Genomic DNA, 23,934 nt, shown 5'->3' on the forward strand with positions numbered 1-23,934 from the left:
CCGCTTCGTCGTGCCCGCAGACGCCCCGTGCGGCGCCCCCACGGCCCGTACGGACTCCACCGCAGCATCGAACAGACAGCACGAGGTTGTGACATGCAGGGCTTCGACCACACCCGTACCCCTCTCCCGTCGGGGGCCGGTTCCGCTCCCGGCTCGGGCGGCCGTCCGCGGCGCCGGGCCGTCCGCCGTACCGCCGTCGTCTCCGCCGTCCTCGCGACGGGCCTGCTCCTGGCCGCCTGCGGCAAGGACGACGAGATGAAGGGCATGGACCACGGCAGCAAGGACTCCGCTTCGGCGCCCGCCGCCCCGGCCGACGGCGACAGCCCGGCGCCCGGCGCCTTCAACGACACCGATGTGATGTTCGCCCAGGCGATGATCCCCCACCACCAGCAGGCGCTGGAGATGTCCGCGCTGGCCGACGGCCGGGCGCAGGACGCCGAGATCGTCGGACTCGCCCGGGCGATCTCCGGCGCCCAGGACCCCGAGATCCGCACGATGAAGTCCTGGCTCAAGGCCTGGGGCAAACCCGAGTCGGGCGGCTCGATGCCGGGGATGGACCACGGCTCCGGCGATACCGCCGGTACGGGCGGAATGGACGGAATGATGTCGGAGGCGGAGATGGCCGCCCTGAAGGCGGCGAAGGGCACGGACTTCGACCGGAAGTTCGCCCAGCTCATGATCGAACACCACAAGGGTGCGATCGCCATGGCCGAGGACGAGCAGAAGAGCGGCCGCAACGCGACGGCGAAGGCACTGGCCGGTGAGGTGATCCGGGCCCAGCAGGCCGAGATCGACGCCTTCACCAAGATCCTGAAGCGGCTCTGAGACAGGCCGGGTGCCGGGCCTCCGGGTCCGGCACCCGGCCCGCTCGCCTCCCCCTTCCCCGTACCCCCTCACTCCCTGATCAGGACCCCATGAACAAGCACACCGCCGCCCTGTCCGCCGCCGGCGCCGTCCTCGCGCTCACCCTCACCGCCTGTGCCGGTGCGGACGAGAAGGGCAAGGACGGGCCGGGCCCGTCCGCCATCAGCCATATCCACGGGGTCGAGGTGCACCCCCGCGACGGCAAGCTGTACGTCGCCACCCACAACGGCATCTACACGCCCGGCGCCGGAGGCCGCCCCCAGCTGGTCGGCGACCGCAAGGACGACTTCATGGGCTTCACCCTCGGCAAGGACGGCACCTTCCTCGCCAGCGGCCACCCCGCGCCCGGCCGGGACGCCCCCGCCAACCTCGGCCTGATCGAAAGCACGGACACCGGCCGCAGCTGGAAGGACCGCTCCCTGACCGGCGAGGTCGACTTCCACTCCCTCGACCACGCCCACGACACCATCTACGGCTACGACAGCACCAACGGACTGCTGCGGGTCAGCAAGGACGGCACCGACTGGGAGAAGCGGAGCGGTCTGAAGGCGCTCGACATCGCGGTCAGCCCGACCGACCCCAACACTGTGCTGGCCACCACCGAATCCGGGATCTCCCGCAGCACCGACGGCGGGAAGACCTTCGCCGCCGGGAGCGGAACGGTGCTGGCCTTCCTCGACTGGACGGACGAGAAGTCGCTGTACGGCGTCGACCCGGCCGGGAAGGTCAGCGTCAGCGCCGACGGCGGGAAGACCTGGCGGCAGACCGGCACCGCGCCGGGCGGCGGACCGCAGGCGCTCACCGCGGTCGACGCCCGGCGGCTGGTCGTGGCGACACAGGACGGGGTGTACGAGTCGGTGGACGGCGGCGCCGCCTTCACCAAGCGGCTCGACGTCACCTCGGGCGGCGGCCACTGACGTACCGCGGCGCGGCCACTGCCCGGCCGGGCCGGGTGGTCCCCGCGGCGTGTTCGGGATGCGTCCCGTACCCGTCCGTCGTTGACTGGGATCCACCCCCATCTCCTCGCGGCGGACGGACCGGAGGCCCCCATGACCGCAGCGGACCCGCGGGCCGCCGGGGGCCGCGGCACGGCGCCCGGTGGCTGAGCCCGGGTCCGGCTCCGGGGCCGGTGGTGAGCCCGGCCCCGGGCTGCCGCGTTCGCTGCTCCGCGCCGGCCTCGCCGATCCGGAGCATCTGCCGGAGCACCTCGCCTGGTTCGCGCTGCGCCATATGGGGCCCGCGGCGGACCGGGCGGTGGCACGGGTGCGGGAGCAGCATCCGGATGCCGGGCCCGCGGAGCTGCGGGCCCTGGTCGTGGCCCGGGGGCGGCGGAACACGGTCGCGGAGGGCGCCTTCGTCGGCGGGCCGTTCCTGCTGCTGGTGCCGGTGGCGTTCTGCGCGGCGCTGCTCAACCAGGCCCGTACCGTCCTCGAACTCGCCGGGCTCGACGGCCGGGACCCGACGTCGCCCGAGCGGGCGGCGGAACTGCTGGTGCTGATGGGGGTGCATCCGGACACCGACACCGCGCGGAGGGCACTGGTCTCCCTGGACCCGGACCGTGTCGAGCGTACGGCTCCGCGCCGGGCGCTGCTGCGGCCCGCGGCGCTCCGGGCCGTCACCGTCCGGATGGCCAGGCTCCTGGGGCTGGTCTCCCCGCCGGGGGACCGGAAACCGGACCGCGGCAGGCTGCGCGGTACGGCCGTGGCTGTGGTGAAGGTGCTGCTGGTGGCGGCGGTGTTCGCCGTGGGGCTGGTGGCTCCGCTGGTGTGGCTGCCGTATATGGCGCTCAGCTACCACTGGGCGACGGGGCGGCTCGCGGACCGTGCCGCGCTGTTCTACTTCAGCGAACCGGCGCCGCGCCGCGCGGGCCGGACGGCGCCCGGGCTGACCGCGGCGTACGCGAAGGCCGTGGTGTCGATGCTGCTGCCGGCGGGGCTGACGGTGCTCGTGCTGGTGGTGGGGGTACGGATCGAACGCTCCCACTGGCCGGTGGTGACGATGGCGCTGGCGCTGGCGTCGCTGGCCATGGGCGCGTGGTGGCAGTCGCGGCACCGGTCCCGCCGGAGCCGGACCAGTAACGATGACGGCGACGATGACGACGCCGGTGACGACGACGGCGACGGCGCTGGCGCTGGACGCGGGAACGGGGGCGAGGGCCCGTAGATCCGGTAGCGCCGGGGATGGTCGGCCGCCCGGGCCGTACCGCGGGTCCCGGGGTCTCCCGATTCCCCGGGACCCGGCGGTACGGCCCGGGCAAGCACGCCCCCCCTTGTGCGCGGGCCCGCCGGGGGCGGTCCGTCAGCTGCCGGAAGGGGCCGCCCGCACGGATACCAAAGTAGGTGCGCACTTCGTGCGTTCCCATCCCAGAATTCTGGGGTTCCGCCTAGCCTGCCGGGGTGACACCAGCTCACCCCGGCAGACCGGACGGCCCGTCCTCTCCCGTGCCCGGTCCCGTCGCCCGTGACGCCTTCGCCGATGCTCTCGGCCGCCGGCTGCGCGGGCCCTGCTCCCCCGGCTCCCTCGACGTGCTCCGGACCACGGCCGGCACACTGCTGGACGCCGTACCGGCCGATGTGTGGTGTGCCGTGATGCTGGACCCGGCGACCCTGCTGGACACCGGCGGACTGCACGAGCACGGCTTCCCCCAGCAGGTCATGCCCCGGCTGTTCGCCATCGAGCACGCCGATCAGGAGGGCGTGGACAACGTCCGGGCGCTGACCCGGCGCCGCGGGACGGCGAGTCTGCTGAGCGCGTCGATGCGGGGGCGGATGGCGGACAGCGTCTACTACCGGGACGTGCTGCGGCCCGTGGGGCTCTCCGACGAGTTACGGGTGCTGCTGCGCGACGGCCCCCGCACCTGGGGGCTGCTGGTGCTGTGCCGGGGTCCCGGCGCCCCGCCGTTCACCGCGGCCGAGACGGCCCTGGCCGCCGCGGTCAGCGCCCCCGCGACGGCGGCGCTGCGCCGTTCACTGCTGCTCACCGGTATCGACCGGGACGACGTGCCCGACGCGGCGGGGCTGCTGGTGGTCGACGACGCACTGCGGGTCCGGCTGGCGACGGCCACCGCCGAACGCTGGCTGGCGCTGATCCAGGAGGCCCATCCGCCGCCGGGCCGGAGCCTTCCGTACGCCCTCGGCGCCCTCGTCCAGACGGCGCGCACCGCCGCGCCGGGCAGTCAGGTGCGGTCCCGGGCGATCGGTGTCACCGGGCACTGGGTGACGCTCACCGCCTGGCGGGAGGCCGGGGCGGGCACGCTGCCCGGTCCACTCGGCGACACGGACGGTGAGGGCAGTGAGGGCGATGAGGTACTGACCGTGGTGTCCCTGGCGCCGACCCATCCGCGGGAGCTGACCGCTCTCGTCCTGGACGCCTACGGGCTCACGCCGCGCGAGCGCCAGGTGGCGCAGCAGGTGCTGCTGGGCCGGTCGACGGCGGAGATGTCGGCGAAGCTGCACATCACCGAGTACACCGTCCAGGACCATCTGCGGAAGGTGTTCGACAAGGCGGGGGTGCGCAGTCGCCGGGACTTCAGCGGGGAGCTGTTCCGGCGCTGCTATCTGCCGAAGCTGGACGATCCGCCGCTGACGAAGGACGGACGGATGCGGGACGACGGCGACGGCGGTGCCCAGGACGACGGCTGAGCGGTGGCCCGGGCGGTACCGGGCCGCGGGATCGGTGCGTCGGTACGGGTGCGGGTCGCCGTACCACGGGCTCCGCCCCGCCCGGCGGAAGTGCCGGACCGGGCGGAGGGGGGAACCGAACCGGGCCCGTGGGCCTGGGGGCCGGGCCTGCGGGATCAGCCCAGGGAGGCGATCGCCTGGTTGAACGTGGCGGACGGGCGCATCACGGCCGCGGCCTTCGCCGGGTCGGGCTGGTAGTAGCCGCCGATGTCGACCGCCGTGCCCTGGACCGCGATCAGCTCCGCGACGATGGCCTCCTCCTGCTCGGTCAGCGTCTTGGCGAGCGCCGCGAACGCCTCGGCGAGCTGGACGTCGTCCGTCTGCGCGGCCAGCTCCTGGGCCCAGTAGAGGGCCAGGTAGAAGTGGCTGCCGCGGTTGTCGATACCGCCGAGGCGGCGGGTCGGCGACCTGTCCTCGTTGAGGAAGGTGCCGGTGGCGCGGTCGAGGGTCTCGCCCAGCACCTTGGCCCGGGCGTTGCCCGTGGTGGCCGCGAGGTGCTCGAAGCTGACGGCCAGCGCGAGGAACTCGCCCAGGCTGTCCCAGCGGAGGTAGTTCTCCTTGACGAGCTGCTGGACGTGCTTGGGCGCGGAGCCGCCGGCGCCGGTCTCGAACAGGCCGCCGCCCGCCATCAGCGGGACCACGGACAGCATCTTGGCGCTGGTGCCCAGCTCCAGGATCGGGAACAGGTCCGTCAGGTAGTCGCGCAGGACGTTGCCGGTGACGGAGATGGTGTTCTCGCCGCGGCGGATCCGCTCCAGGGAGAAGCGGATGGCGTCGACCGGGGCCTTGATCTCGATGACGAGGCCGTCGGTGTCGTGCTCCGGGAGGTACGCCTTGACCTTCTCGATGAGCTGCGCGTCGTGGGCGCGGGTCTCGTCCAGCCAGAAGACCGCCGGGTCGCCGGTGGCGCGGGCGCGGCTGACGGCCAGCTTCACCCAGTCCTGGACCGGCAGGTCCTTGGTCTGGCACATGCGGAAGATGTCACCGGGAGCGACCTGCTGCTCCAGCACGGCGGTGCCGGAGGCGTCGACCACGCGGACGGTGCCCGCGGCGGCGATCTCGAACGTCTTGTCGTGGCTGCCGTACTCCTCGGCCTTCTGCGCCATCAGACCGACGTTCGGCACGGAGCCCATGGTGGCCGGGTCGTAGGCGCCGTTGGCGCGGCAGTCCTCGATGGCGACCTGGTAGATACCGGCGTAGCTGCTGTCCGGGAGGACGGCGAGGGTGTCGGCCTCGCGGCCGTCGGGGCCCCACATATGGCCGGAGGTCCGGATCATCGCGGGCATGGAGGCGTCGACGATGACATCGCTGGGCACGTGCAGGTTGGTGATGCCGCGGTCGGAGTCGACCATCGCCAGGGCGGGGCCCTCGGCCAGCTCGGCGTCGAAGGACGCCTTGATGACGTCACCGCCGGGCAGGGTCTCCAGGCCCTTGAGGATGCCCCCGAGGCCGTCGTTGGGGCTGAGGCCGGCGGCGGCGAGCGCGGCGCCGTGCTCCGCGAAGGTCTTCGGGAAGAAGGCGCGGACCGCGTGGCCGAAGACGATCGGGTCGGAGACCTTCATCATCGTGGCCTTGAGGTGGAGGGAGAACAGCACGCCCTCGGCCTTGGCGCGGTCGACCTGGGCCGCCAGGAACTCCCGCAGCGCGGCGACGCGCATCACGGAGGCGTCGACGATCTCGCCGGCGAGCACGGGGACGGCCTCGCGCAGCACGGTGGTGGTGCCGTCCTCGTCGACCAGCTCGATGCGCAGGTCACCGGCGTCCGCGACGACGGCGGACCGCTCGGTGGAGCGGAAGTCGTCGGCGGTCATGTGCGCGACATTGGTCTTCGAGTCCGCGGACCAGGCACCCATGCGGTGCGGGTGGGCCTTGGCGTAGTTCTTCACGGACGCCGGGGCGCGGCGGTCGGAGTTGCCCTCGCGCAGCACCGGGTTGACGGCGCTGCCCTTGATCTTGTCGTAGCGGGCGCGGATCTCGCGCTCCTCGTCGGTCTTCGGGTCGTCCGGGTAGCCCGGCAGCGCGTAGCCCTGGCCCTGGAGCTCGGCGATCGCGGCCTTGAGCTGCGGGATGGACGCCGAGACGTTCGGCAGCTTGATGATGTTGGCGCCGGGGGTCTTCGCCAGCTCGCCCAGCTCCGCGAGGGCGTCGTCGATCCGCTGCCCCTCCTCCAGGTGCTCCGGGAAGGAGGCGATGATCCGCCCGGCCAGCGAGATGTCACGACTCTCGACGGCGACTCCGGCGGTGGAGGCGTACGCCTCGATCACGGGCAGGAAGGAATACGTCGCCAAGGCCGGGGCCTCGTCGGTGTGCGTGTAGATGATGGTCGAGTCAGTCACCGGGTGCTCCGCTCCACTCCACGTCTGCAACATTGCTTGACATCAAGATATCTCGTACGGGAGCCCTGCTCGACAGAGGCCCGTATGACGTCGGCCGCACCGGCCCGAACCCGGCCGGAACCGGGCCGTGCCTCCCGCTGCGGTTTCCGGGGCCGTTCCGGTCCGCCGTCCGTTCCACCTCGGGTGCGTCCACGGTCTCCCCTGATGATCACGTTCATGATTCACTGATCAAGCAAAGGTTTTGGCCAGCCCGAGGAGGCGCTCTGATGTCCGAATCCGACCCCCGGCCCGCGTCCGCCGACGACATCCGCTCGCGGATCGACACGGGCAAGCCGCATTCGGCGCGCTTCTGGAACTACTTCGTGGGCGGCAAGGACAACTACGAGGTCGACCGGGAGATCGGCGACGAGATCAAGGAGATCTTCCCGGGGCTGGTGGACGTGGCCCGTACCAGCCGGCTCTTCCTGGGGCGCGCGGTGCGTTATCTCGCGGCCGAGCAGGGCATCCGCGACTTCCTCGACATCGGCACCGGCCTGCCGACCGCGGACAACACCCACGAGGTCGCCCAGCGCACCGCTCCGGACGCCCGGATCGTCTACGTCGACAACGACCCGCTGGTGCTCGCCCACGCCCGGGCGCTGCTCACCAGCACGCCCGAGGGCCGTACCGCGTACATCGACGCCGATCTCTACGACCCGGCCCGGATCCTCGGCCAGGCCGGGGAGACCCTCGACATGTCCCGGCCGGTCGCGCTGATGCTGCTCAATGTGCTGGGGCACGTCGGCGACCACGGGCGGGCCAAGGAGCTGGTGGCCGGGCTGATGGCGGGGCTGCCGTCGGGCAGCCATCTGGTGATCAGCGACTCGACGGCGACCAGCCCGGGCATGGTCGCCGCGTCGGAGGCGTACAACAAGAGCGGCGCCGTCCCCTACTACGTGCGCAGCATCGACGAGATCACCGCCTTCTTCGACGGTCTGGAGCTGGTGGACCCGGGTGTGGTGCGGGTGACCGACTGGCGCCCGGAGGAGGGTGCGGCGGCCGAGTCGGTCGACGCGTACTGCGGGGTGGCCCGCAAGCCGTAGGCCCGGTTCCCGGGGGAGCGGCCGCAGGCCCGTCCGTGGTCCCGGCAGGTCCGGGGCCACGGCGCCCGATGGCGTAAAAGGCGCGGCCGCTGGCCGGATGTACGACACTCCACGCCTTTGGGCTGAGGCCGGGCGTCCTGATCACCTCCTGAAGGGTGACGCCGGGCACCCGGCACCGCCCTACGGTCGTTCGCATGATCCCAGTGACCCGGACGGCCGCGATCGCCGTCCTCGCCTGCGCCCTGGTCCTGCCCGTCGCCGTGACGGCCCCGGCCCACGCCGTGCCGAAGGCCGCGGCCGGCTCCGTGGCGGCGACCGCCCCGCCCGCCGGAACTCCCCGGTCCACCGCGCTCGAACTGCCGCGACCGACCGGGAAGTACGCCATCGGCAGCTCCGTCCACCATCTCGTCGACCGTTCGCGGAAAGACCCCTGGGAGCCGGCCGCCGAGGCCCGGGAGCTGATGGCGACCGTCCACTATCCGGCGGCCCGCCCGGGGCCGCCCGGCGCCCGGACCACGGCGTACGGCACGGTGGACGAGGCCCGGGCGATGCTCAAGGGGATCGGTTTCGATCCGGCGGTCCCGGCCGAGCTGCTGGCCGCGACCCGTACCCACAGCAGGCCGGGCGCCCTGCCTGCGCGGGGTCGCTTCCCGCTGGTGGTCCTCTCCCCCGGGTTCAGCGTCCCCCGGTACACGATGACCGCGCTCGCGGAGGATCTGGCGAGCCGCGGCTATGTGACCGTCTCCGTCGACCACGCCTACGAGTCGTTCGGGCTCTCCGTCCCCGGTGGGCGCCTGCTGACCTGCAAGGCCTGTACGGCGCTCGATGTGGACGGGGTGCCCGCCTCGGTGGTCACCGCGACGCGGGCGAAGGACGTGTCCTACGTCCTCGACCGGATCACCGGCCGCCATCCGGTGTGGAAGCACTCCGGGATGATCGACCGGAAGCGGATCGGCATGGCCGGGCACTCCATCGGCGGGGCCTCGGCGGCCACCGCGATGGTGAACGACCGCCGGGTGCTGGCCGGGATCAATATGGACGGGGCGTTCTGGGACGATCTGCCGCCCACCGGGCTGAACGGCCGTCCGTTCCTGATGATGGGCACCGACGACAACGTGCACCGGCCCGGCGGGATCGACACCACCTGGGACCGGATGTGGCCGTCGCTGGACGGCTGGAAGCGCTGGCTGACCGTGGCCGGTACCGATCACGGCGCGTTCGCGGACTTCCCACTGATCGAAGAGCACTTCGGGCTGCCGCGGGCGCCGCTGCCCGCCGCCCGGTCCGTGGAGGTGGTGCGCACCTATGCCGCGGCCTTCTTCGACGAGCATCTGAAGCGGAAGCCGCAGCCGCTGCTGGCGGGCCCCTCGCCGGCCAACCCCGAGGTGAACTTCCACCATCTGCCGTGACCCCGGACGGCGGGGTACGGGGGCTCGTCCTCGTACCTCGCCAACTCCCTTTTGGTCCAGACCTCTTGACTGATGGTCTGGACCAACTTACGTTGTGGCGCATCACCCCCACGTACGTCTCCAGGCCCCCCACAGTCCCAGGAGGTGAGCGTGCCCCACCGGTGTCCCCCCACTTCCCCGCCCGCGCGTCCCGCCTTCTGCCGGCCGGCCCTCGGGCCGGCGACCGCCGGGAGCCTGTGAAGACAGGAAGGGAACACGCATGGCAGCACGCAGATCCCGGCTTCTCGGGGCAGGCCTCGCCGCGGCCCTCGCCGTCCCGCTGTTCCTGGCCTCCGCCTCCCCCGGGCAGGCCGCCGCACCACCCGCCGCACCGCTCGAACTCTCTTCACAGCTCGCCGACCGGGCCGCGGACCGGCCCGTCGCCGACCCCGCCCCGGCCGCGGCGCCGCGCGCCGCCGCCGAGACGTGCGCCGTCAAGTCCAAGCCCGCGGGCAAGGTCCTCCACGGCTACTGGGAGAACTGGGACGGCGCCTCCAACGGCGTCCACCCGCCGCTCGGCTGGATCCCCATCACCGACTCCCGGATCACCAACCACGGCTACAACGTCATCAACGCCGCCTTCCCGGTGATCCTCTCGGACGGAACCGTCCTCTGGGAGGACGGCATGGACCGGACGGTGAAGGTCGCCACCCCGGCCGAGATGTGCGCCGCCAAGGCGAACGGGCTGACCATCCTGCTCTCCATCGGCGGCGCGACCGCGGGCATCGACCTCAGCTCGGCCGCGGTCGCCGACCGGTTCGTCGCCACCGTCGTACCGATCCTCCAGCGGTACAACTTCGACGGTATCGACATCGACATCGAGACCGGACTGGTCGGCAGCGGCAACATCAACCAGCTCTCGGCCTCCCAGGCCAACCTCATCCGCATCATCGACGGGGTGCTGGCCCGGATGCCGTCGAACTTCGGCCTGACGATGGCGCCCGAGACGGCGTACGTGACCGGCGGCAGCGTGGTCTACGGCTCCATCTGGGGCGCCTATCTGCCCATCATCAAGAAGTACGCGGACAACGGCCGCCTGTGGTGGCTCAACATGCAGTACTACAACGGGTCGTTCTACGGCTGCTCCGGCGATTCCTACCAGGCCGGTACGGTCGCAGGGTTCCGCGCGCAGACCGACTGCCTCAACCAGGGCCTGGTCATCCAGGGCACCACCATCCGGGTCCCGTACGACAAGCAGGTGCCAGGTCTGCCGGCCCAGGCGGGCGCGGGCGGCGGCTATATGCCCCCGCCGCTGGTGGCCCAGGCGTGGAACAGCTACAACGGCGCCCTCAAGGGCCTGATGACCTGGTCCATCAACTGGGACGGCTCGCGCAACTGGACCTTCGGCAACAACGTGAAGTCCCTCCAGGGACGCTGATCCGGCCGCGCCCGGGCATCACCCGGCGCTCGGCACCAGCCGGCCGTCCGCGCCTCCCGGGGCGCGGACGGTTTCGCGGCTCAGGGGCCGGGCGCCGCCCTGCGCCGGAGCCGGGCCGGACATCGCCAACTGCCCTGTACGGGGCCCGGGTTCGAGCGCCGGGCATCACCCGAGAATAATGGTCCAGACCTTTACGGCTACGCAGTTCGCCATATAACGTGCTCATAGATGAAACATCCCCCACAGTTTCATCATCCCCCCACAAGGAGTGACACGTTGACGGGCATCCTCGATGCCGCACTGTGCCGCTACCGGCGACACAGCACCACCATCCTCAGAGTTTCCGTCGGACTCGTCTTCGTCGGTTTCGGTGTCATGAAGTTCGCCCCGGACGCCAGTCCGGCGGAGGACATCGCGACCCGGACGATGGACGTCCTGGCCTTCGGCCTGGTGCCGTCCGGGGCTACCCGCCCCCTGCTGGCGCTCTTCGAGACCACGATCGGCCTCGGGCTGATCACCGGAATCCTTCTGCGGCTGGTGCTCGCGGCCTTCTTCCTGCACATGGCCGGGGTCTTCGCGGCCCTGCTGATCCTTCCCGACGAGATGTGGAACGGCCAACTACCCACCCTGGAAGCGCAGTACATCATCAAGAACGTGGTGCTGATCGCGGCCTGTCTGACGGTCGCGGCCGAGGAGAGCCTGCGCACCACGGTCGTCACACCCCGCCACCCCGAACCCGTCCACCGAGTCAGAGCCCGTCTGTGACACCCTCGTTACCGGAACTGTGGGCTCCGCCACAGGCGGGTGCGGTGGTCCTCTGCTGGACTCGGCCGATGCCCCGGCCGCACAGGTCCTGTCCCGGGACCACCGCACCCCGCCCGGCGCTCCGGCTCCGGCCCCCCGCCCGGCGGCCTCCATGCCGGTGATCCTCTTTCTGCTGCTCCTGCTGCCCGTCTGCGCGGGCCTCGCCTTCGGCCTGACCGGGTACGGAATCGGGGCCCTCGCGCGCTCCCGGCGCTCAAGCCGCCGTACGGGCTCCCTGCTCGGGGCGCTGGCGGCCTTCTGCGGCGCCGCCTCGGCCGTCGTCTACGCCTGGGGCGGTCTGCTGCTGGCCGGTGCGGTCGTCGAGGCGGAGGACGGGGGCACCAGCTCCTCCCCGCTGCTGCCCTGCCGTGATGTCACGGGCCGGGAGGAACAGCTCCAGCAGGTCGTCGGCTACTCCGTCGGCTTCGTCCCGCTGCGGTTCGACTGCGAGCTGACCGACGGCGGTTCGTACGACTCCGGTGCGGTTCCCGGTGCCGTCAGCGCCCATGCGGCGACGCTCGCACTGTCGGGTGCCGCGCTGGCCGTCGCCGCCCGGTACGCGGCGGAGCGGGAGGCGCGCTCCCGGAGCCGTACCGAAGCCGGCGGACCGGACCGGGACGCCGGATCGGACGGGGACCGGAACAGGTCCTGACGGGCCGCGGCGGGCCCACGGCCCGCGCCCGTGCCCGTGTTCCGGAACCACCCAAACGGCCCACCCGCATTGCCCCGCCCGCGCCCCCGACGGAAGGTGACGGGTACCCCTGTCCAGGGAGAAGGGCTGGTCGGCGGCCATGGCGGAGAAGCAGAAGCGGACGGACAGCAGAGCCCGGCGCATCGAAGAGCTGATCGGGCCACTGCGGGTGCCGCCGGGCACCGAGGTCGATCTGGCGAAGGACTTCGACCCCCGCTACAAGGCGCATCTGAAGAAGAAGGAGAGCGCCGAACTCCTGCGGACCGGCGTCGAGATGCTGACCGAGTACCAGGCGAAGCTCGCCGCCCAGAACACGTACGGCGTGCTGATGTGCCTCCAGGCACTGGACGCCGGGGGCAAGGACGGCACGATCCGGCACGTCATGAGCGGGGTGAACCCGCAGGGCGTCCAGGTGCACAGCTTCAAGGTGCCGTCCGCCGAGGAACTGGACCACGACTATCTCTGGCGGTACGGGAAACGGCTGCCCGCCCGCGGTGACATCGCGGTCTTCAACCGCTCCCACTACGAGGAGGTCCTCGTCGTACGGGTCCACCCCGAGGTGCTGGGGCGGCAGCAGCTGCCGCCTTCGGCGCTCCGCCGGGGGATCTGGGAGCGCCGCTACCGCGAGATCAACCACTGGGAGCGGTATCTCACGGACAACGGCTTCAAGGTCGTGAAGATCTTCCTCAATCTGTCGAAGGAGGAGCAGCGCACCCGCTTCCTGAAGCGGATCGACGTGCCGGAGAAGAACTGGAAGTTCTCGGCTGCCGATGTGCGCGAGCGGCGCTACTGGGACGACTACCAGCGCGCGTTCTCCGAGATGCTGTCGGCGACGAGTACGGCGTGGGCGCCCTGGTACGTCGTCCCGGCGGACCGCAAATGGTTCGCCCGGATCTGCGCTTCGGCGGTGCTCGTCCACACCCTGATGGACATCGACCCCCGGTATCCGACGGTGGGCCGCAAGGCCCACAAGGAACTGCTGGCCGTGCGCCGTCAGCTGGAGGACGAGGCTCCGGAGGGGGCGCCGAGGGATCCCTACCGGGCCGGCCACGGGGGCAAGCGACGGTCCGGCGGCCGTGGACCGGAGGCGTGACCATGGCCGGAGCATCCGAGCCGCGCGGTCCCGAAGCCCCGTGGTACGAGCGGGACGCGGCGGAGACGGCGGCGGCGTTCGGGGTGGACCCGGCCGTCGGGCTGCCGGCGGCGCGGGCCGCCGAACTGCTGGCGGAGCGCGGGCCGAACGCACTGCCGGAGGAGAAGCCGCTGCCCGCCTGGCGCCGCTTCCTCGACCAGTACCGCAGCTATATGCAGATCATCCTGGTGGTGGCCGCGGTGGTGTCGCTGGCCGTCGGGGAGTGGAGCACGGCCGTTCTCCTCGCCCTGCTGACCCTGCTGAACGCCGTCGTCGGGCTGCGGCAGGAGGGCAAGGCGGAGAGCGCGATGAACGCGCTGAAGTCGATGATGAAGGCGACGGCCCGGGTGCGGCGGGACGGGACCGAGTCGGAGATCCCGGCCGAACAGCTGGTGCCCGGTGACGTGGTGCTGATCGCGGCAGGTGACCAGGTGCCCGCGGACGGGCGGATCGTGTCGGCGAACGCGCTCCAGATCGACGAGTCGGCGCTCACCGGGGAGAGCGTGCCCTCCGCCAAGGACGCCGGCACACTGGCGGCCGCGGCGTCTGCGGGGTCGGGCGCGGCGTCCGGCGGTTCGGGTGGTGCCGCTTCCGGCGGTCTCTCGCCGGGCGAACAGTCCAATATGGCCTTTATGAACACCCCGGTCACCCATGGCAGCGGTGTTCTGGTGGTCACGGGCACGGGCGCGGACACCGAGCTGGGCAAGATCTCCGGAATGCTGTCGGCGACCCGCAAGGAGGAGTCGCCGCTGACCCGGCAGCTCAACAGTCTGACGCTGTGGATCGCGGGGGCCGCCGGGCTGACGATGATCGTGATGTTCGCCCTGGGCCGGACCCGGGGCCAGGCCTGGGACACCCTCTTCGTCAGCGCGGTCTCCCTCGCCATCGCGGCGATCCCGGAGGCCCTGCCCACGGTGACGCAGGTGATCCTCTCCGTCGGCAGTCTCAACCTGGCGAAGCGCAACGCCATCGTCAAGGAGCTGCCGTCGGTGGAGACGCTGGGCTTCACCTCGGCGATCAACTCGGACAAGACCGGCACGCTGACCATGAACCAGATGACCGCCGTCGAGGTGGTCAGCCCCAGCGACCGCTATACGGTGTCGGGCACCGGGTACGGGCTCGAAGGCCGGATCCACCGGGCCGCGGGCTCCACGGCGAGCGTGGAGGACGCCGTCCTGCCGTTCCTGGTCGCCAATGACGCGCGGCTGGTGGACGGCCGGGTGGTCGGGGACCCCACGGAGGGCGCCCTGCTGGTCCTCGGGCACAAGGCGGGCCTCGATATCGAGGCCACCCGGGAGCGGCTGCCCCGGCTTGCGACCCTGCCGTTCGACCCCGGCTACAAGCTGATGGCCACCTTCAACTCCGCAACGGGCGACGACGGCCGGCCGGTGGTGCGGGTCTTCGTCAAGGGCGCGGCCCCCGCCGTGCTGGAACGGACGGCGAGCGCGCTCTCGGAGGGCCGGACCGTGCCGTGGGACGAGCAGTTGAGCGGGCGGGCGGCGGAGGCCGTGGCCCGGATGGGCGGGGAGGGCCGCCGGGTGATGGCCGCGGCCACCCGCGATCTGGACCCGGGAGACTTCGACGAGGACGGCGATCTGCTGGGCTATGCGACCGGGCTGCGGATGACGTCGCTGGTCGGCATGGTCGACCCGCCGCGCGAGGAGTCCCGGGCCGCCGTCGCCGCCGCGCAGGACGCCCATATCCGGGTCCGCATGGTCACCGGGGACGACGTCACCACGGGCGCGGCGATCGCCCGGCAGCTCGGTATCCCCGGGGAAGCCGTCCTCGGGGCCGAGTTCGCGGCGCTGCCGGAGGCGGAGCGGCTGGACCGGATCGACCGGATCGGGGTGGTGGGCCGGGTCGCGCCCGAGCACAAGGTGCTGCTCGCCGAGGTGCTGAAACGGAAGGGCGAGGTGGTGGCGATGACCGGCGACGGCGTCAACGACGCCCCCGCCATCAAGGCCGCCGATATCGGCATCGCCATGGGCAGCGGTACGGACGTGGCGAAGAACGCGGGGCGGATGATCCTGTCCGACGACAACTTCGCGACGATCGTCTACGCCGTGGAGGAGGGCCGGAAGCTCTACGACAATCTGACGAAGTACATCCGGTTCGTGCTGCTCCTGCTGGTGACGTTCGTGCTGACGTTCCTGGGTGCGGCGGTGCTCAACATCGCGGCGGGCGAACCGTTCACCCCGGCGCAGGTGCTGTGGATCCACTTCGTCGTCAACGCGCCGTTCGGTTTCGCGCTGGGCTTCGACCGGGAGTCCCCCGGGCTGATGCGGCGCAGGCCCCGGCCGCGCGGCGAGTCCGTGCTGACCGGGCCGCTGCTGCTCACCGTCGGGCTGAGCGGGCTCGCGCTGACGGCCCTGCTGCTGGGCCTGATCAAACTGGGCGAGGCGCACTTCGGCTCCACGGCGACCGGCAGTTCGATGGCGTTCACGGCATTCGCGCTCTGTCTGATCGTGGCGGCGTTCGAATGCCGCAGCGAGACCGCGTCGGTGCTGCGGACCTCCACGTTCGACAGCAAACAGATGAACTGGGCGGCGCTCGCGGAGTTCGTGCTGGCGGTGCTGGTCACCCAGCTCGACGGCTTCCGCCGGATCCTCGGCACCACCCGGATCGACCTGCGGGAGTTCGGCTGGGCGCTGCTGGCGGCGCTGGTGCTGCTGGCGGCCTGGGAGCTGGGCAAGCTGATCGCCCGCCGGGTCCGCGCGGGCGCCGGGGCGCCGGCCGCCGGGAAGGAAGCGGTCCCCGACATCGCCTGAACGGCCCAGTCAGGCCGATCGCGACACCGCAGACGGCGAGTCCCGACAACGGCGCCCGGAGCGGCCCGGGGACGGTCCAGGTGCGTCACCGGAGCCGGGGCCCGGTCACGGTCCCCGCCGGGAGGCCCCGCGCCACTCTCCCGGCCCCGCCGGTTGCGCCCTTGGGAGGACCGCAGGGCCCCGCCCCCCACCCCACTCCGCGATGCGCTGATATGACCGGCATGGGACATTCAGCATGACTCGTCCCTTCCCACGGAGGAATCCTCATGAGCGGGACAGCTTCCCCGGACACGGGCACCACGGCCGCTGCGGACAGGCCCGCGGGCCAGGACCCCGATGACGCTGGCACCGGCGTCGTTCATATCCTCTGGATCAACGCGGGCCTGAGCTGCGACGGCGACTCCGTCGCCCTGACCGCCGCCATGCAGCCCAGCATCGAGGAGATCGTCACCGGTGCGCTGCCCGGGCTGCCGCCGGTCGCGGTCCACTGGCCTCTGATCGACTTCGAATGCGGCCCGGTCCAGGGCGCGGACAACTTCGTCGAGTGGTTCTTCAAGGCCGACCGCGGTGAGATCGAACCCTTCGTCCTGGTCGTGGAGGGGTCGATCCCCAACGAGCAGATCAAAGAGGAAGGCTACTGGTGCGGTTTCGGCGACGATCCGGAGACCGGTCAGCCGATCACCACCAGTGAGTGGCTGGACCGGCTGGCGCCGAAGGCAACCGCCGTGGTCGCCATCGGCACCTGTGCCACCTACGGCGGCATCCACGCCATGGAGGGCAATCCGACCGGCGCCATGGGCGTCCCCGACTACCTCGGCTGGGACTGGCGGTCGAAGGCCGGGCTGCCCGTGGTGTGTGTCCCGGGCTGCCCCATCCAGCCCGACAACTTCGCCGAGACGCTCACCTATCTGCTCTACCAGCTGGCCGGTTCGGCGCCGATGATCCCGCTGGACGACCAGCTCCGCCCCACCTGGCTGTTCGGGGCGACCGTCCACGAGGGCTGCGACCGGGGCGGCTACTACGAGCAGGGGCAGTTCGCCTCCTCGTACGGCACCCCGGAATGCCTGGTCAAGCTGGGCTGCTGGGGCCCGGTGGTCAAGTGCAACGTCACCAAGCGCGGCTGGATCAACGGCATCGGCGGCTGTCCCAACGTCGGCGGCATCTGCATCGGCTGCACCATGCCCGGCTTCCCCGACAAGTTCATGCCGTTCATGGACGCCCCGCCCGGTTCGCACGTCTCCGCGGGGGCCAGCTCCGCCTACGGCGCGGCGATCCGCCGGCTGCGCGCGATCACCTCGAAGACCCTCGACAGGGAACCGAAGTGGCGGCGCCCCGGCCGCAGGCTCGCCACCGGATACCACTCCCCCTGGTGACCCGTGCCGGACCCGGCCGACCGCCGCCCCGCCCCGCCCCCTCCCCCGCAACCCGTACGCAGAAGGGCACGACAGACCGATGGCACCGAAGACGAAGGCGGCCGGTGACGGCAGCGGCCTGGTGGAGATGAGCTGGGACCCGATCACCCGGATCGTGGGCAGCCTGGGCATCCACACAAAGATCGACTTCAAGCAGAAGCGGGTCGCCGAGTGCTACAGCACCTCGTCCGTCTTCCGCGGCTACAGCGTCTTCATGCGCGGCAAGGACCCGCGCGACGCCCACTTCATCACCAGCCGGATCTGCGGTATCTGCGGTGACAACCACGCCACCTGCTCGGTGTACGCGCAGAACATGGCGTACGGGGTGAAACCTCCGCACCTCGGTGAGTGGATCATCAACCTCGGCGAGGCGGCCGAGTACATGTTCGACCACAACATCTTCCAGGAGAACCTGGTCGGGGTCGACTACTGCGAGAAGATGGTCCGCGAGACCAATCCCGGCGTGCTGGAGCTGGCGGAACGCACCGAGGCGCCGCACGCGGGCGACCACGGCTACCGCACGATCGCCGACATCATGCGCTCCCTCAACCCCGTCGAGGGCGAGTTCTACCGGGAGGCGCTCCAGGTCTCCCGGTACACCCGGGAGATGTTCTGTCTGATGGAGGGGCGGCACGTCCACCCCTCCACGCTCTACGCCGGTGGCGTCGGCACGGTCGCGACCGTCCAGCTCTTCACCGACTACCTGACCCGGCTGATGCGGTACGTCGAGTTCATGAAGAAGGTCGTCCCCCTCCACGACGATCTCTTCGACTTCTTCTACGAGGCGCTGCCCGGCTACGAGGAGGTCGGCCGCCGCCGGGTGCTGCTGGGCTGCTGGGGCGCCCTCAACGATCCGGACCACTGCGATTTCACCTACGCCAATATGACCGACTGGGGACGGCGGATGTACGTCACCCCGGGCGTGGTGGTCGACGGGAAGCTGGTCACCAACGACCTCACCGAGATCAACCTCGGCATCCGGATCCTGCTCGGCTCCTCCTACTACGACGACTGGGAGGGCCGCGAGCGGTTCGTCACCCACGACCCGCTGGGCAATCCGGTCGACCCCCGCCACCCGTGGAACCAGCACACCATCCCCGCCCCGCAGAAACGCGACTTCGACGACAAGTACAGCTGGGTGATGTCGCCGCGCTGGTTCGACGGCAAGGACCATCTCGCCCTGGACACCGGCGGCGGCCCGATCGCCCGGCTCTGGTCCACCGCGCTCTCCGGGCTCGTGGACATCGGCTACATCAAGGCCACCGGCCACAGCGTCAAGATCACCCTGCCCCGCTCGATGACCAAGCCCGAGACGGTCTTCGAGTGGAAGATCCCGCAGTGGAGCAACGCCCTCGAACGCAACCGGGCCCGCACCTACTTCCAGGCGTACGCGGCCGCTGCCGCCCTGCACTTCACCGAGAAGGCGCTCGAAGAGGTCCGCGCGGGGCGCACGCAGACCTGGGAGAAGTTCGAGGTGCCGGACGAGTCCGTCGGCTGCGGATTCACCGAGGCCGTCCGCGGCGTCCTCTCCCACCACATGGTGATCCGGGACGGGAAGATCGCCAACTACCACCCGTACCCGCCGACCCCCTGGAACGCCAGCGTCCGGGACAGCTACGGCACCCCCGGCCCGTACGAGGACGCCGTACAGAACACCCCCATCTTCGAGGAGAACACCCCGGAGAACTTCAAGGGCATCGACATCATGCGGGCCGTGCGCAGCTTCGACCCGTGTCTGCCCTGCGGAGTGCATATGTACGTCGGCAAGGGCCGTGAGATCCGGCAGATGCACGTTCCCACCGGGCTGAGCGGGCTGGGCGGATGACGGCGGAGACCTGCGGGCTGCGGGTGCAGGAGGCCCTGGACCGGCTCACCGGCACGGGCGCCCGGGACGCGGGCGAGCAACTGGTCCGCGAGCTGATGGCGCTCTACGGCGAGGGGCTGGCCGCGCTGGTCGCGGCCGTACCGCCGCAGGCACTGGCCGCCGCGCTCGACGATCCGGCGGCGGCCGGGCTGCTGGTCCTGCACGATCTGCATCCCGAGGACACCACGGCCCGGATCCGGCGGGCGCTGAACCCGCCCGCGGACCGGCCCGGCGCGGCTCCCGACGCGCTCGCCGAATTCGCCGGGTTCGATCCCGGGACCGGCGCGCTGACCCTGCGCCGCCCGCCCGCCACCGGATGCGGCTGCGGCAGCTCCGATGTCACCGAACGGGTCGAGGGCGCCCTCGCCTGCCACGCCCCCGAGGTGACGTCCGTCGTCTGGGAGACGGCGCCCGCCGCCCCGCCGCTGCTCCAGATCGGCACCCGGCCCCCGGCGGCCGCCCGGTGAACGTCCGCCGTCTCGACCGCACGGGCACCGGAGTGCTGCGGGCGCTGCGCGCGCCCGCTCCCCCGCGGCCGGAGCGCTGCGCGTTCTGCGGAACGGGGCTGGCGCCCGGACACCGACATCTCGCCGATACCGCCGACCGCGCCCTCGTCTGCTCCTGCCCGCCCTGCGCGCTGCTGCTGGAGCGGCCGGGGGCGGGCGGCGGACGCTATCAGGGCCTGCCCGGACGGGTCGTCTCCGACCCCGGGCAGGAGCCGGATGCCGGGCTCTGGGCGGAGCTGCGGATCCCCGTCAGTACGGCGTTCGTCCTGCGCAATTCGGCTCTCGGGCGGCCGGTGCTCTGCTATCCCAGCCCGGCGGGGGCGACCGAGAGCGAACTCGACGACCGGGCCTGGCAGCGGCTGCTGGCGGAGAGCAGGCTGGCCGCCGCGCTCCGGCCGGACGTGGAGGCGCTGCTGCTGCACCGCACCCGGGATCCCGCGGGCGGCGAGCGGACCGCCGGCTATCTGGTCCCCGTCGACCGCGCCTACGAACTCGTGGGCCGGATGCGGCTGCTCTGGCGCGGCTTCGACGGCGGAGCCGAGGCCCGGGCCGCTCTCGACGCCTTCTTCGCCGCGCTGGCCGCCGAGGCCGCCGCCCTTCCGCATGAGCCCAATGAGCCCAGTGCGCCTACTGCGCCCAATGAGCCCGACGAGTCCGAGGAGCCCGGGGCATGACCGAACTCTCCTTCACCTGTACGGGAGTACGGGCCGACCGGCATGCCGCCGGGCCCACCCTGCTGTTCCGGCTGCGGATCACCGCGCCGGAGGGGACCCGGGTGCACGCGCTGGCGCTGCGCTGCCGGATCCGTATCGAACCCGCCCGGCGCGGCTACGACGACACCGAGGCCGGGCGGCTCACCGCCCTCTTCGGGGAGCGCTCCCGCTGGGGCACCACCCTCAACCCGGTGCAGTTCGCCGAGGTGGCGGTGCTGGTGCCCGGGTTCACCGGGCAGACCGAGACCGAGGTCCCGGTGCCCTGCACCTACGATCTCGACATCGCGGCGGCCCGCTACTTCCGGGCCCTGTCGGACGGGGACGTACCGCTCCTGCTGCTCTTCTCCGGTACGGCGTTCAGCGGCCCCGCCGGATTCCAGGTGACCCCGGTGTCCTGGGACCGCGAGGCGTCCGTCCGGCTGCCGGTCCGGGTCTGGCGGGAGATGATCGAACAGCACTTTCCGGGCTGCGGCTGGCTGAAGCTGCCCGCCGAACTCATGGACGGTCTGCTGGACTTCCGCGAACGGAGGGGTCTGCCGTCCTGGGAGACGACGGTACGGGCGCTCCTCGACGCGGCCGCGGAGGGCGACCGGGAGTTCGCGGAGGAACTGCGATGACGGACACCGCCACCGGGACACCGATCGCGGTCGACGCCTTCGGCCCGGAACTGGAGGAGCGGCTCGCGGCCGCCCGGCGGATCGCGGACGCGGTGCTCTTCGAGGGCTATGTCCTCTATCCGTACCGGGCGTCCGCCGCGAAGAACAGGCTGCGCTGGCAGTTCGGCGTCCTGGTGCCGCCCGGGTACGCCGCCGTCTCCGGCGAGAGCTCCCATCAGCGCACCGAGTGCCTCTTCGAGCCGCGGTCCGGGGACCGGCTCGCGGTCGAGCTGCGCTTCCTCCGGGCCCGCCGCCGCACGGTGCAGCGCGCCCTGCCCGACGGGGAGTTCGAGACCGTACCCGAACTGGAGCTGGGCGAAAGGGTGCTCCAGCCCTGGGACGAGGGCGCCGAGGAGACCGTGCGGCTGCTGCTGCCGGTGGAGCTGCTCGGCGGCGACGGCGTCGTCCACCCCTTCCGGCTCGCCGCGGCCCGCGACGAGGAGCGCCTCAGCCACGACGACGGCCAGGTCGCCGGGCGGCTGCTGCGGGAGTCGGCCCCGGTGGCCGGAGCGGTACGGGTCTCGGCCCGGCCGCTCCCGGGGCCGTACGGGACGCTGCTGCTCACCGCCGTCGTGGAGAACACCGGCGGCTGGACACCGGACGGGGGCGCGCGGCGCGAGGACGCCCTGCCCCATGCGCTGGTGTCGGCGCATCTGCTGCTCGCCCCGGAGCGGGGCACGTTTCTGTCGGTGACCGATCCCCCGCGGTGGGCGGCTCCCGTGGTGGCCGGCTGCCGCAACGAACACACCTGGCCCGTACTGGCGAATCCGCCCGGCACCCGCGACGACGTCCTGCTGTCCTCGCCGATCATCCTGGAGGACCATCCGCGGATCGCACCCGAGAGCCCCGGGCCGCTGTACGACGCGACCGAGATCGACGAGATCCTCGCCCTGCGCACGGCGGCCCTGACCGAACGGGAGAAGCGGGAGGCCCGGGGCACGGACGAGCGGGCGGGTGCGGTGATCGACCTGGCCGATTCCCTGCCGCCGGAGGTGCTGGAGCGGCTGCACGGAGCGGTCCGGGCGCTGCGGGACGTGACCGACCCCGGCTCCGGTGAGGGCGAACAGCCGTGGTGGGATCCGGGCGCCGACCGGGACGTGGACCCCGGACGGGACCGGATTCTGATCGACGGACGGCACGTCGGCGCGGGCAGCCGCGTCCGGCTGGGCCCCGGCCGCCGCCGCACCGACGCCCAGGACCTGTTCCTCCACGGCCGTACGGGAGTGGTGGAGGCGGTCCTGCACGACGTCGACGGCTCGGTGCACCTCGCGGTCACCGTGGACGGCGATCCGGGCGCCGATCTCTGGCGCGTCCAGGGCAGGTTCCGCTATTTCCAGCCCGACGAAGTCACCCCGCTCGACGGCGACGGCGGCGGGCCTTTCGCGGAGGAGGCATGACGGTGCGTCCGGTGCTGGTGGCCGGGGTCGGCAATATCTTCCTCGGCGACGACGGGTTCGGGGTGGAGACCGTGCGGCGGCTCGCCGCCCTCGGGGCCCCGGACGGGGTGGAACTCCTCGATTCGGGGGTACGCGGCGTCGATCTCGCCTACCGGCTGCTCGACGGCTGCCGTACGGCGGTCCTCGTCGACGCCGTCGCCCGCGGCGGGCCGCCGGGCACGGTGTATCTGATCGACGCCACGGCGGATCCGTCCGCCGCGGTGGAGGCGGGGGACGTACCGGCGCTGGACGGCCACCGGATGGGCCCCGACGCGGTGCTGGGCGTGCTGGCGACGCTCGCCGCGGGCACCGGTGCCGCGCCGCCGGACCGGATCCTGGTGGTGGGGTGCGAACCGGCCTCCCTGGAGGAGGGCATCGGGCTCAGTGCCCCGGTCGCCGCTGCCGTGGAGGAAGCGGCACGGCTGGTGCTGCGGGTCGCGGGCGAGGAGTGCGCCCGGGATCCCGCGGCCCCGGGCAGGCCGCCGGACGCGGCCCGTACACGTACGAGAAAGGTGTCGTCATGCTGAAGACCCTGCTGATCACGGCCGCCGGTGCGGCTGTCGGTGCGGTGCTGTGGCAGTCCCTGCCCGATCTCAGGCGCTATCTGCGGATCTCCCGGATGTGAGGTCCGGGGAGACGGTCCGGGCGCGCGCTGCTGCGAACAGGGTGCGTACGAACCCGGCGGCGGCGTGGCTCGTACGGCCCGCCGGGGCCGCGGCGTGGAATGGGTGGTGCGCCCGGCTCCCGCGGGCCCGTCACCGTGGAAGGCGTACCCAGCGATGCACGAGATGTCGATTGCGGTGGCCGTGGTCGACCAGGTGTCCCGGGCGGCGGCGGAGCACGGTGCGCGGGGTGTCACGGCGGTCCGGCTCGACGTCGGTGAACTCGCCGGGGTGGTGCCCGCCGCGCTGGACTTCTGCTGGGACCTCGCCTGCGAGGGTACGGCGCTGGCGGGCGCGGTGCTCTCGGCCCGGACCGTCACGGCCAGGGCGCGATGCGTGCCCTGCGCGGTGGAGTGGGCCCCCGGTCTGCCGCCGGACCTGGGCTGCCCCGGCTGCGGCGGCGGGCGGGTCGAGCTGCTGACGGGGCGTGAACTGCAGATCCGGGGGGTCGACTGGGCCGATGCACCCGGGCCGGGCCCGGGACCGACGGAAGAGGCGTGAC

General features: G+C 72.1%; 21 protein-coding genes. 20 read left to right on the forward strand and 1 reads right to left on the reverse strand.

All coding sequences use genetic code 11. From position 1 onward, the window contains the following. Positions 1 to 93 precede the first annotated feature (93 nt). From B7R87_RS02300 to B7R87_RS02315, 4 genes are all read left to right on the forward strand, one after another. Positions 94 to 825 (forward strand): DUF305 domain-containing protein, encoded by a 732-nt coding sequence (locus B7R87_RS02300; RefSeq protein ID WP_006350713.1) that lies wholly within the window; start codon positions 94 to 96, stop codon positions 823 to 825. Positions 826 to 914: 89 nt separating this feature from the next. Then, positions 915 to 1,781: a F510_1955 family glycosylhydrolase gene (locus B7R87_RS02305; protein WP_006350712.1), complete on the forward strand. Its 867-nt coding sequence runs from the start codon at positions 915 to 917 to the stop codon at positions 1,779 to 1,781. A gap of 181 nt (positions 1,782 to 1,962) precedes the next feature. Then, the gene (locus tag B7R87_RS02310) at positions 1,963 to 3,027 is read left to right on the forward strand and encodes a hypothetical protein (protein ID WP_130585247.1); all 1,065 of its coding nucleotides are present in this window, start codon (positions 1,963 to 1,965) and stop codon (positions 3,025 to 3,027) included. A gap of 233 nt (positions 3,028 to 3,260) precedes the next feature. Beyond that, the gene (locus B7R87_RS02315) at positions 3,261 to 4,505 is read left to right on the forward strand and encodes a helix-turn-helix transcriptional regulator (protein ID WP_130585248.1); all 1,245 of its coding nucleotides are present in this window, start codon (positions 3,261 to 3,263) and stop codon (positions 4,503 to 4,505) included. 155 nt (positions 4,506 to 4,660) lie between these two features. Here B7R87_RS02315 and B7R87_RS02320 read toward each other — a convergent pair whose 3' ends face one another. After that, positions 4,661 to 6,880, reverse strand: coding sequence for an NADP-dependent isocitrate dehydrogenase (locus B7R87_RS02320; protein WP_006350709.1), 2,220 nt, complete (start codon positions 6,878 to 6,880; stop codon positions 4,661 to 4,663). A gap of 266 nt (positions 6,881 to 7,146) precedes the next feature. Here B7R87_RS02320 and B7R87_RS02325 point away from each other — a divergent pair, with 266 nt between their 5' ends. The 16 genes from B7R87_RS02325 to B7R87_RS02395 all read left to right on the forward strand — a co-directional run bounded on the left by B7R87_RS02325 (position 7,147) and on the right by B7R87_RS02395 (position 23,933). Further along, on the forward strand, positions 7,147 to 7,962 hold the full coding sequence (locus B7R87_RS02325; RefSeq protein ID WP_006350708.1) for an SAM-dependent methyltransferase: 816 nt from the start codon (positions 7,147 to 7,149) through the stop codon (positions 7,960 to 7,962). A gap of 194 nt (positions 7,963 to 8,156) precedes the next feature. Next, on the forward strand, positions 8,157 to 9,371 hold the full coding sequence (locus B7R87_RS02330; RefSeq protein ID WP_040916962.1) for an alpha/beta hydrolase family protein: 1,215 nt from the start codon (positions 8,157 to 8,159) through the stop codon (positions 9,369 to 9,371). Between the two features lie 259 nt (positions 9,372 to 9,630). Beyond that, positions 9,631 to 10,788 (forward strand): chitinase, encoded by a 1,158-nt coding sequence (locus B7R87_RS02335; RefSeq protein ID WP_187144589.1) that lies wholly within the window; start codon positions 9,631 to 9,633, stop codon positions 10,786 to 10,788. Between the two features lie 276 nt (positions 10,789 to 11,064). Continuing rightward, positions 11,065 to 11,553, forward strand: a complete 489-nt coding sequence (locus B7R87_RS02340) for a DoxX family membrane protein (protein ID WP_006350704.1) — start codon at positions 11,065 to 11,067, stop codon at positions 11,551 to 11,553. A gap of 151 nt (positions 11,554 to 11,704) precedes the next feature. After that, entirely contained in the window at positions 11,705 to 12,244 is a 540-nt protein-coding gene (locus B7R87_RS02345; protein WP_233168743.1) for a hypothetical protein, read from the forward strand. Between the two features lie 139 nt (positions 12,245 to 12,383). Continuing rightward, positions 12,384 to 13,376 (forward strand): polyphosphate kinase 2 family protein, encoded by a 993-nt coding sequence (locus B7R87_RS02350; protein ID WP_006350702.1) that lies wholly within the window; start codon positions 12,384 to 12,386, stop codon positions 13,374 to 13,376. Positions 13,377 to 13,378: 2 nt separating this feature from the next. Next, positions 13,379 to 16,183, forward strand: coding sequence for a cation-translocating P-type ATPase (locus B7R87_RS02355; RefSeq protein ID WP_130585249.1), 2,805 nt, complete (start codon positions 13,379 to 13,381; stop codon positions 16,181 to 16,183). 266 nt (positions 16,184 to 16,449) lie between these two features. Further along, positions 16,450 to 17,556: an NADH-quinone oxidoreductase subunit B family protein gene (locus B7R87_RS02360; protein WP_006350700.1), complete on the forward strand. Its 1,107-nt coding sequence runs from the start codon at positions 16,450 to 16,452 to the stop codon at positions 17,554 to 17,556. Between the two features lie 79 nt (positions 17,557 to 17,635). Then, a complete protein-coding gene (locus B7R87_RS02365) occupies positions 17,636 to 19,420 on the forward strand; it encodes a nickel-dependent hydrogenase large subunit (protein WP_006350699.1) in 1,785 nt (594 codons plus the stop codon). Beyond that, on the forward strand, positions 19,417 to 19,926 hold the full coding sequence (locus tag B7R87_RS02370) for a hypothetical protein (protein ID WP_006350698.1): 510 nt from the start codon (positions 19,417 to 19,419) through the stop codon (positions 19,924 to 19,926). Before B7R87_RS02365 ends, B7R87_RS02370 begins: the two co-directional genes overlap by 4 nt. Further along, a complete protein-coding gene (locus B7R87_RS02375; RefSeq protein WP_006350697.1) occupies positions 19,923 to 20,639 on the forward strand; it encodes a DUF5947 family protein in 717 nt (238 codons plus the stop codon). The genes B7R87_RS02370 and B7R87_RS02375 overlap by 4 nt, the downstream gene beginning before the upstream one ends. Further along, a complete protein-coding gene (locus B7R87_RS02380) occupies positions 20,636 to 21,295 on the forward strand; it encodes a DUF6084 family protein (protein WP_006350696.1) in 660 nt (219 codons plus the stop codon). The genes B7R87_RS02375 and B7R87_RS02380 overlap by 4 nt, the downstream gene beginning before the upstream one ends. Continuing rightward, a complete protein-coding gene (locus tag B7R87_RS02385; protein WP_006350695.1) occupies positions 21,292 to 22,731 on the forward strand; it encodes a hypothetical protein in 1,440 nt (479 codons plus the stop codon). The genes B7R87_RS02380 and B7R87_RS02385 overlap by 4 nt, the downstream gene beginning before the upstream one ends. Then, the gene (locus tag B7R87_RS02390; RefSeq protein WP_006350694.1) at positions 22,728 to 23,297 is read left to right on the forward strand and encodes a hydrogenase maturation protease; all 570 of its coding nucleotides are present in this window, start codon (positions 22,728 to 22,730) and stop codon (positions 23,295 to 23,297) included. Before B7R87_RS02385 ends, B7R87_RS02390 begins: the two co-directional genes overlap by 4 nt. Then, positions 23,291 to 23,395 carry a DUF6893 family small protein gene (locus B7R87_RS34365; RefSeq protein WP_391119049.1) on the forward strand — a complete coding sequence of 35 codons (105 nt, stop codon included), beginning with the start codon at positions 23,291 to 23,293 and terminating at the stop codon, positions 23,393 to 23,395. The genes B7R87_RS02390 and B7R87_RS34365 overlap by 7 nt, the downstream gene beginning before the upstream one ends. Before the next feature lie 154 nt (positions 23,396 to 23,549). Next, the gene (locus B7R87_RS02395) at positions 23,550 to 23,933 is read left to right on the forward strand and encodes a hydrogenase maturation nickel metallochaperone HypA/HybF (RefSeq protein WP_006350693.1); all 384 of its coding nucleotides are present in this window, start codon (positions 23,550 to 23,552) and stop codon (positions 23,931 to 23,933) included. Position 23,934: the final 1 nt, after the last annotated feature.

This window comes from Streptomyces tsukubensis (assembly GCF_003932715.1).
GTDB lineage: Bacteria > Actinomycetota > Actinomycetes > Streptomycetales > Streptomycetaceae > Streptomyces > Streptomyces tsukubensis.

Bases quoted from the DNA above. Each gene is read 5' to 3' on its own strand.
- B7R87_RS02345 (WP_233168743.1), top strand. From the start codon at position 11,705: ATGCCGGTGATCCTCTTTCTGCTGCTCCTGCTGCCCGTCTGCGCGGGC.
- B7R87_RS02370 (WP_006350698.1), top strand. From the start codon at position 19,417: ATGACGGCGGAGACCTGCGGGCTGCGGGTGCAGGAGGCCCTGGACCGG.
- B7R87_RS02335 (WP_187144589.1), top strand. From the start codon at position 9,631: ATGGCAGCACGCAGATCCCGGCTTCTCGGGGCAGGCCTCGCCGCGGCC.
- B7R87_RS02300 (WP_006350713.1), top strand. From the start codon at position 94: ATGCAGGGCTTCGACCACACCCGTACCCCTCTCCCGTCGGGGGCCGGT.
- B7R87_RS34365 (WP_391119049.1), top strand. From the start codon at position 23,291: ATGCTGAAGACCCTGCTGATCACGGCCGCCGGTGCGGCTGTCGGTGCG.
- B7R87_RS02350 (WP_006350702.1), top strand. From the start codon at position 12,384: ATGGCGGAGAAGCAGAAGCGGACGGACAGCAGAGCCCGGCGCATCGAA.
- B7R87_RS02365 (WP_006350699.1), top strand. From the start codon at position 17,636: ATGGCACCGAAGACGAAGGCGGCCGGTGACGGCAGCGGCCTGGTGGAG.
- B7R87_RS02395 (WP_006350693.1), top strand. From the start codon at position 23,550: ATGCACGAGATGTCGATTGCGGTGGCCGTGGTCGACCAGGTGTCCCGG.
- B7R87_RS02360 (WP_006350700.1), top strand. From the start codon at position 16,450: ATGAGCGGGACAGCTTCCCCGGACACGGGCACCACGGCCGCTGCGGAC.
- B7R87_RS02390 (WP_006350694.1), top strand. From the start codon at position 22,728: ATGACGGTGCGTCCGGTGCTGGTGGCCGGGGTCGGCAATATCTTCCTC.
- B7R87_RS02380 (WP_006350696.1), top strand. From the start codon at position 20,636: ATGACCGAACTCTCCTTCACCTGTACGGGAGTACGGGCCGACCGGCAT.
- B7R87_RS02305 (WP_006350712.1), top strand. From the start codon at position 915: ATGAACAAGCACACCGCCGCCCTGTCCGCCGCCGGCGCCGTCCTCGCG.
- B7R87_RS02385 (WP_006350695.1), top strand. From the start codon at position 21,292: ATGACGGACACCGCCACCGGGACACCGATCGCGGTCGACGCCTTCGGC.
- B7R87_RS02330 (WP_040916962.1), top strand. From the start codon at position 8,157: ATGATCCCAGTGACCCGGACGGCCGCGATCGCCGTCCTCGCCTGCGCC.
- B7R87_RS02355 (WP_130585249.1), top strand. From the start codon at position 13,379: ATGGCCGGAGCATCCGAGCCGCGCGGTCCCGAAGCCCCGTGGTACGAG.
- B7R87_RS02325 (WP_006350708.1), top strand. From the start codon at position 7,147: ATGTCCGAATCCGACCCCCGGCCCGCGTCCGCCGACGACATCCGCTCG.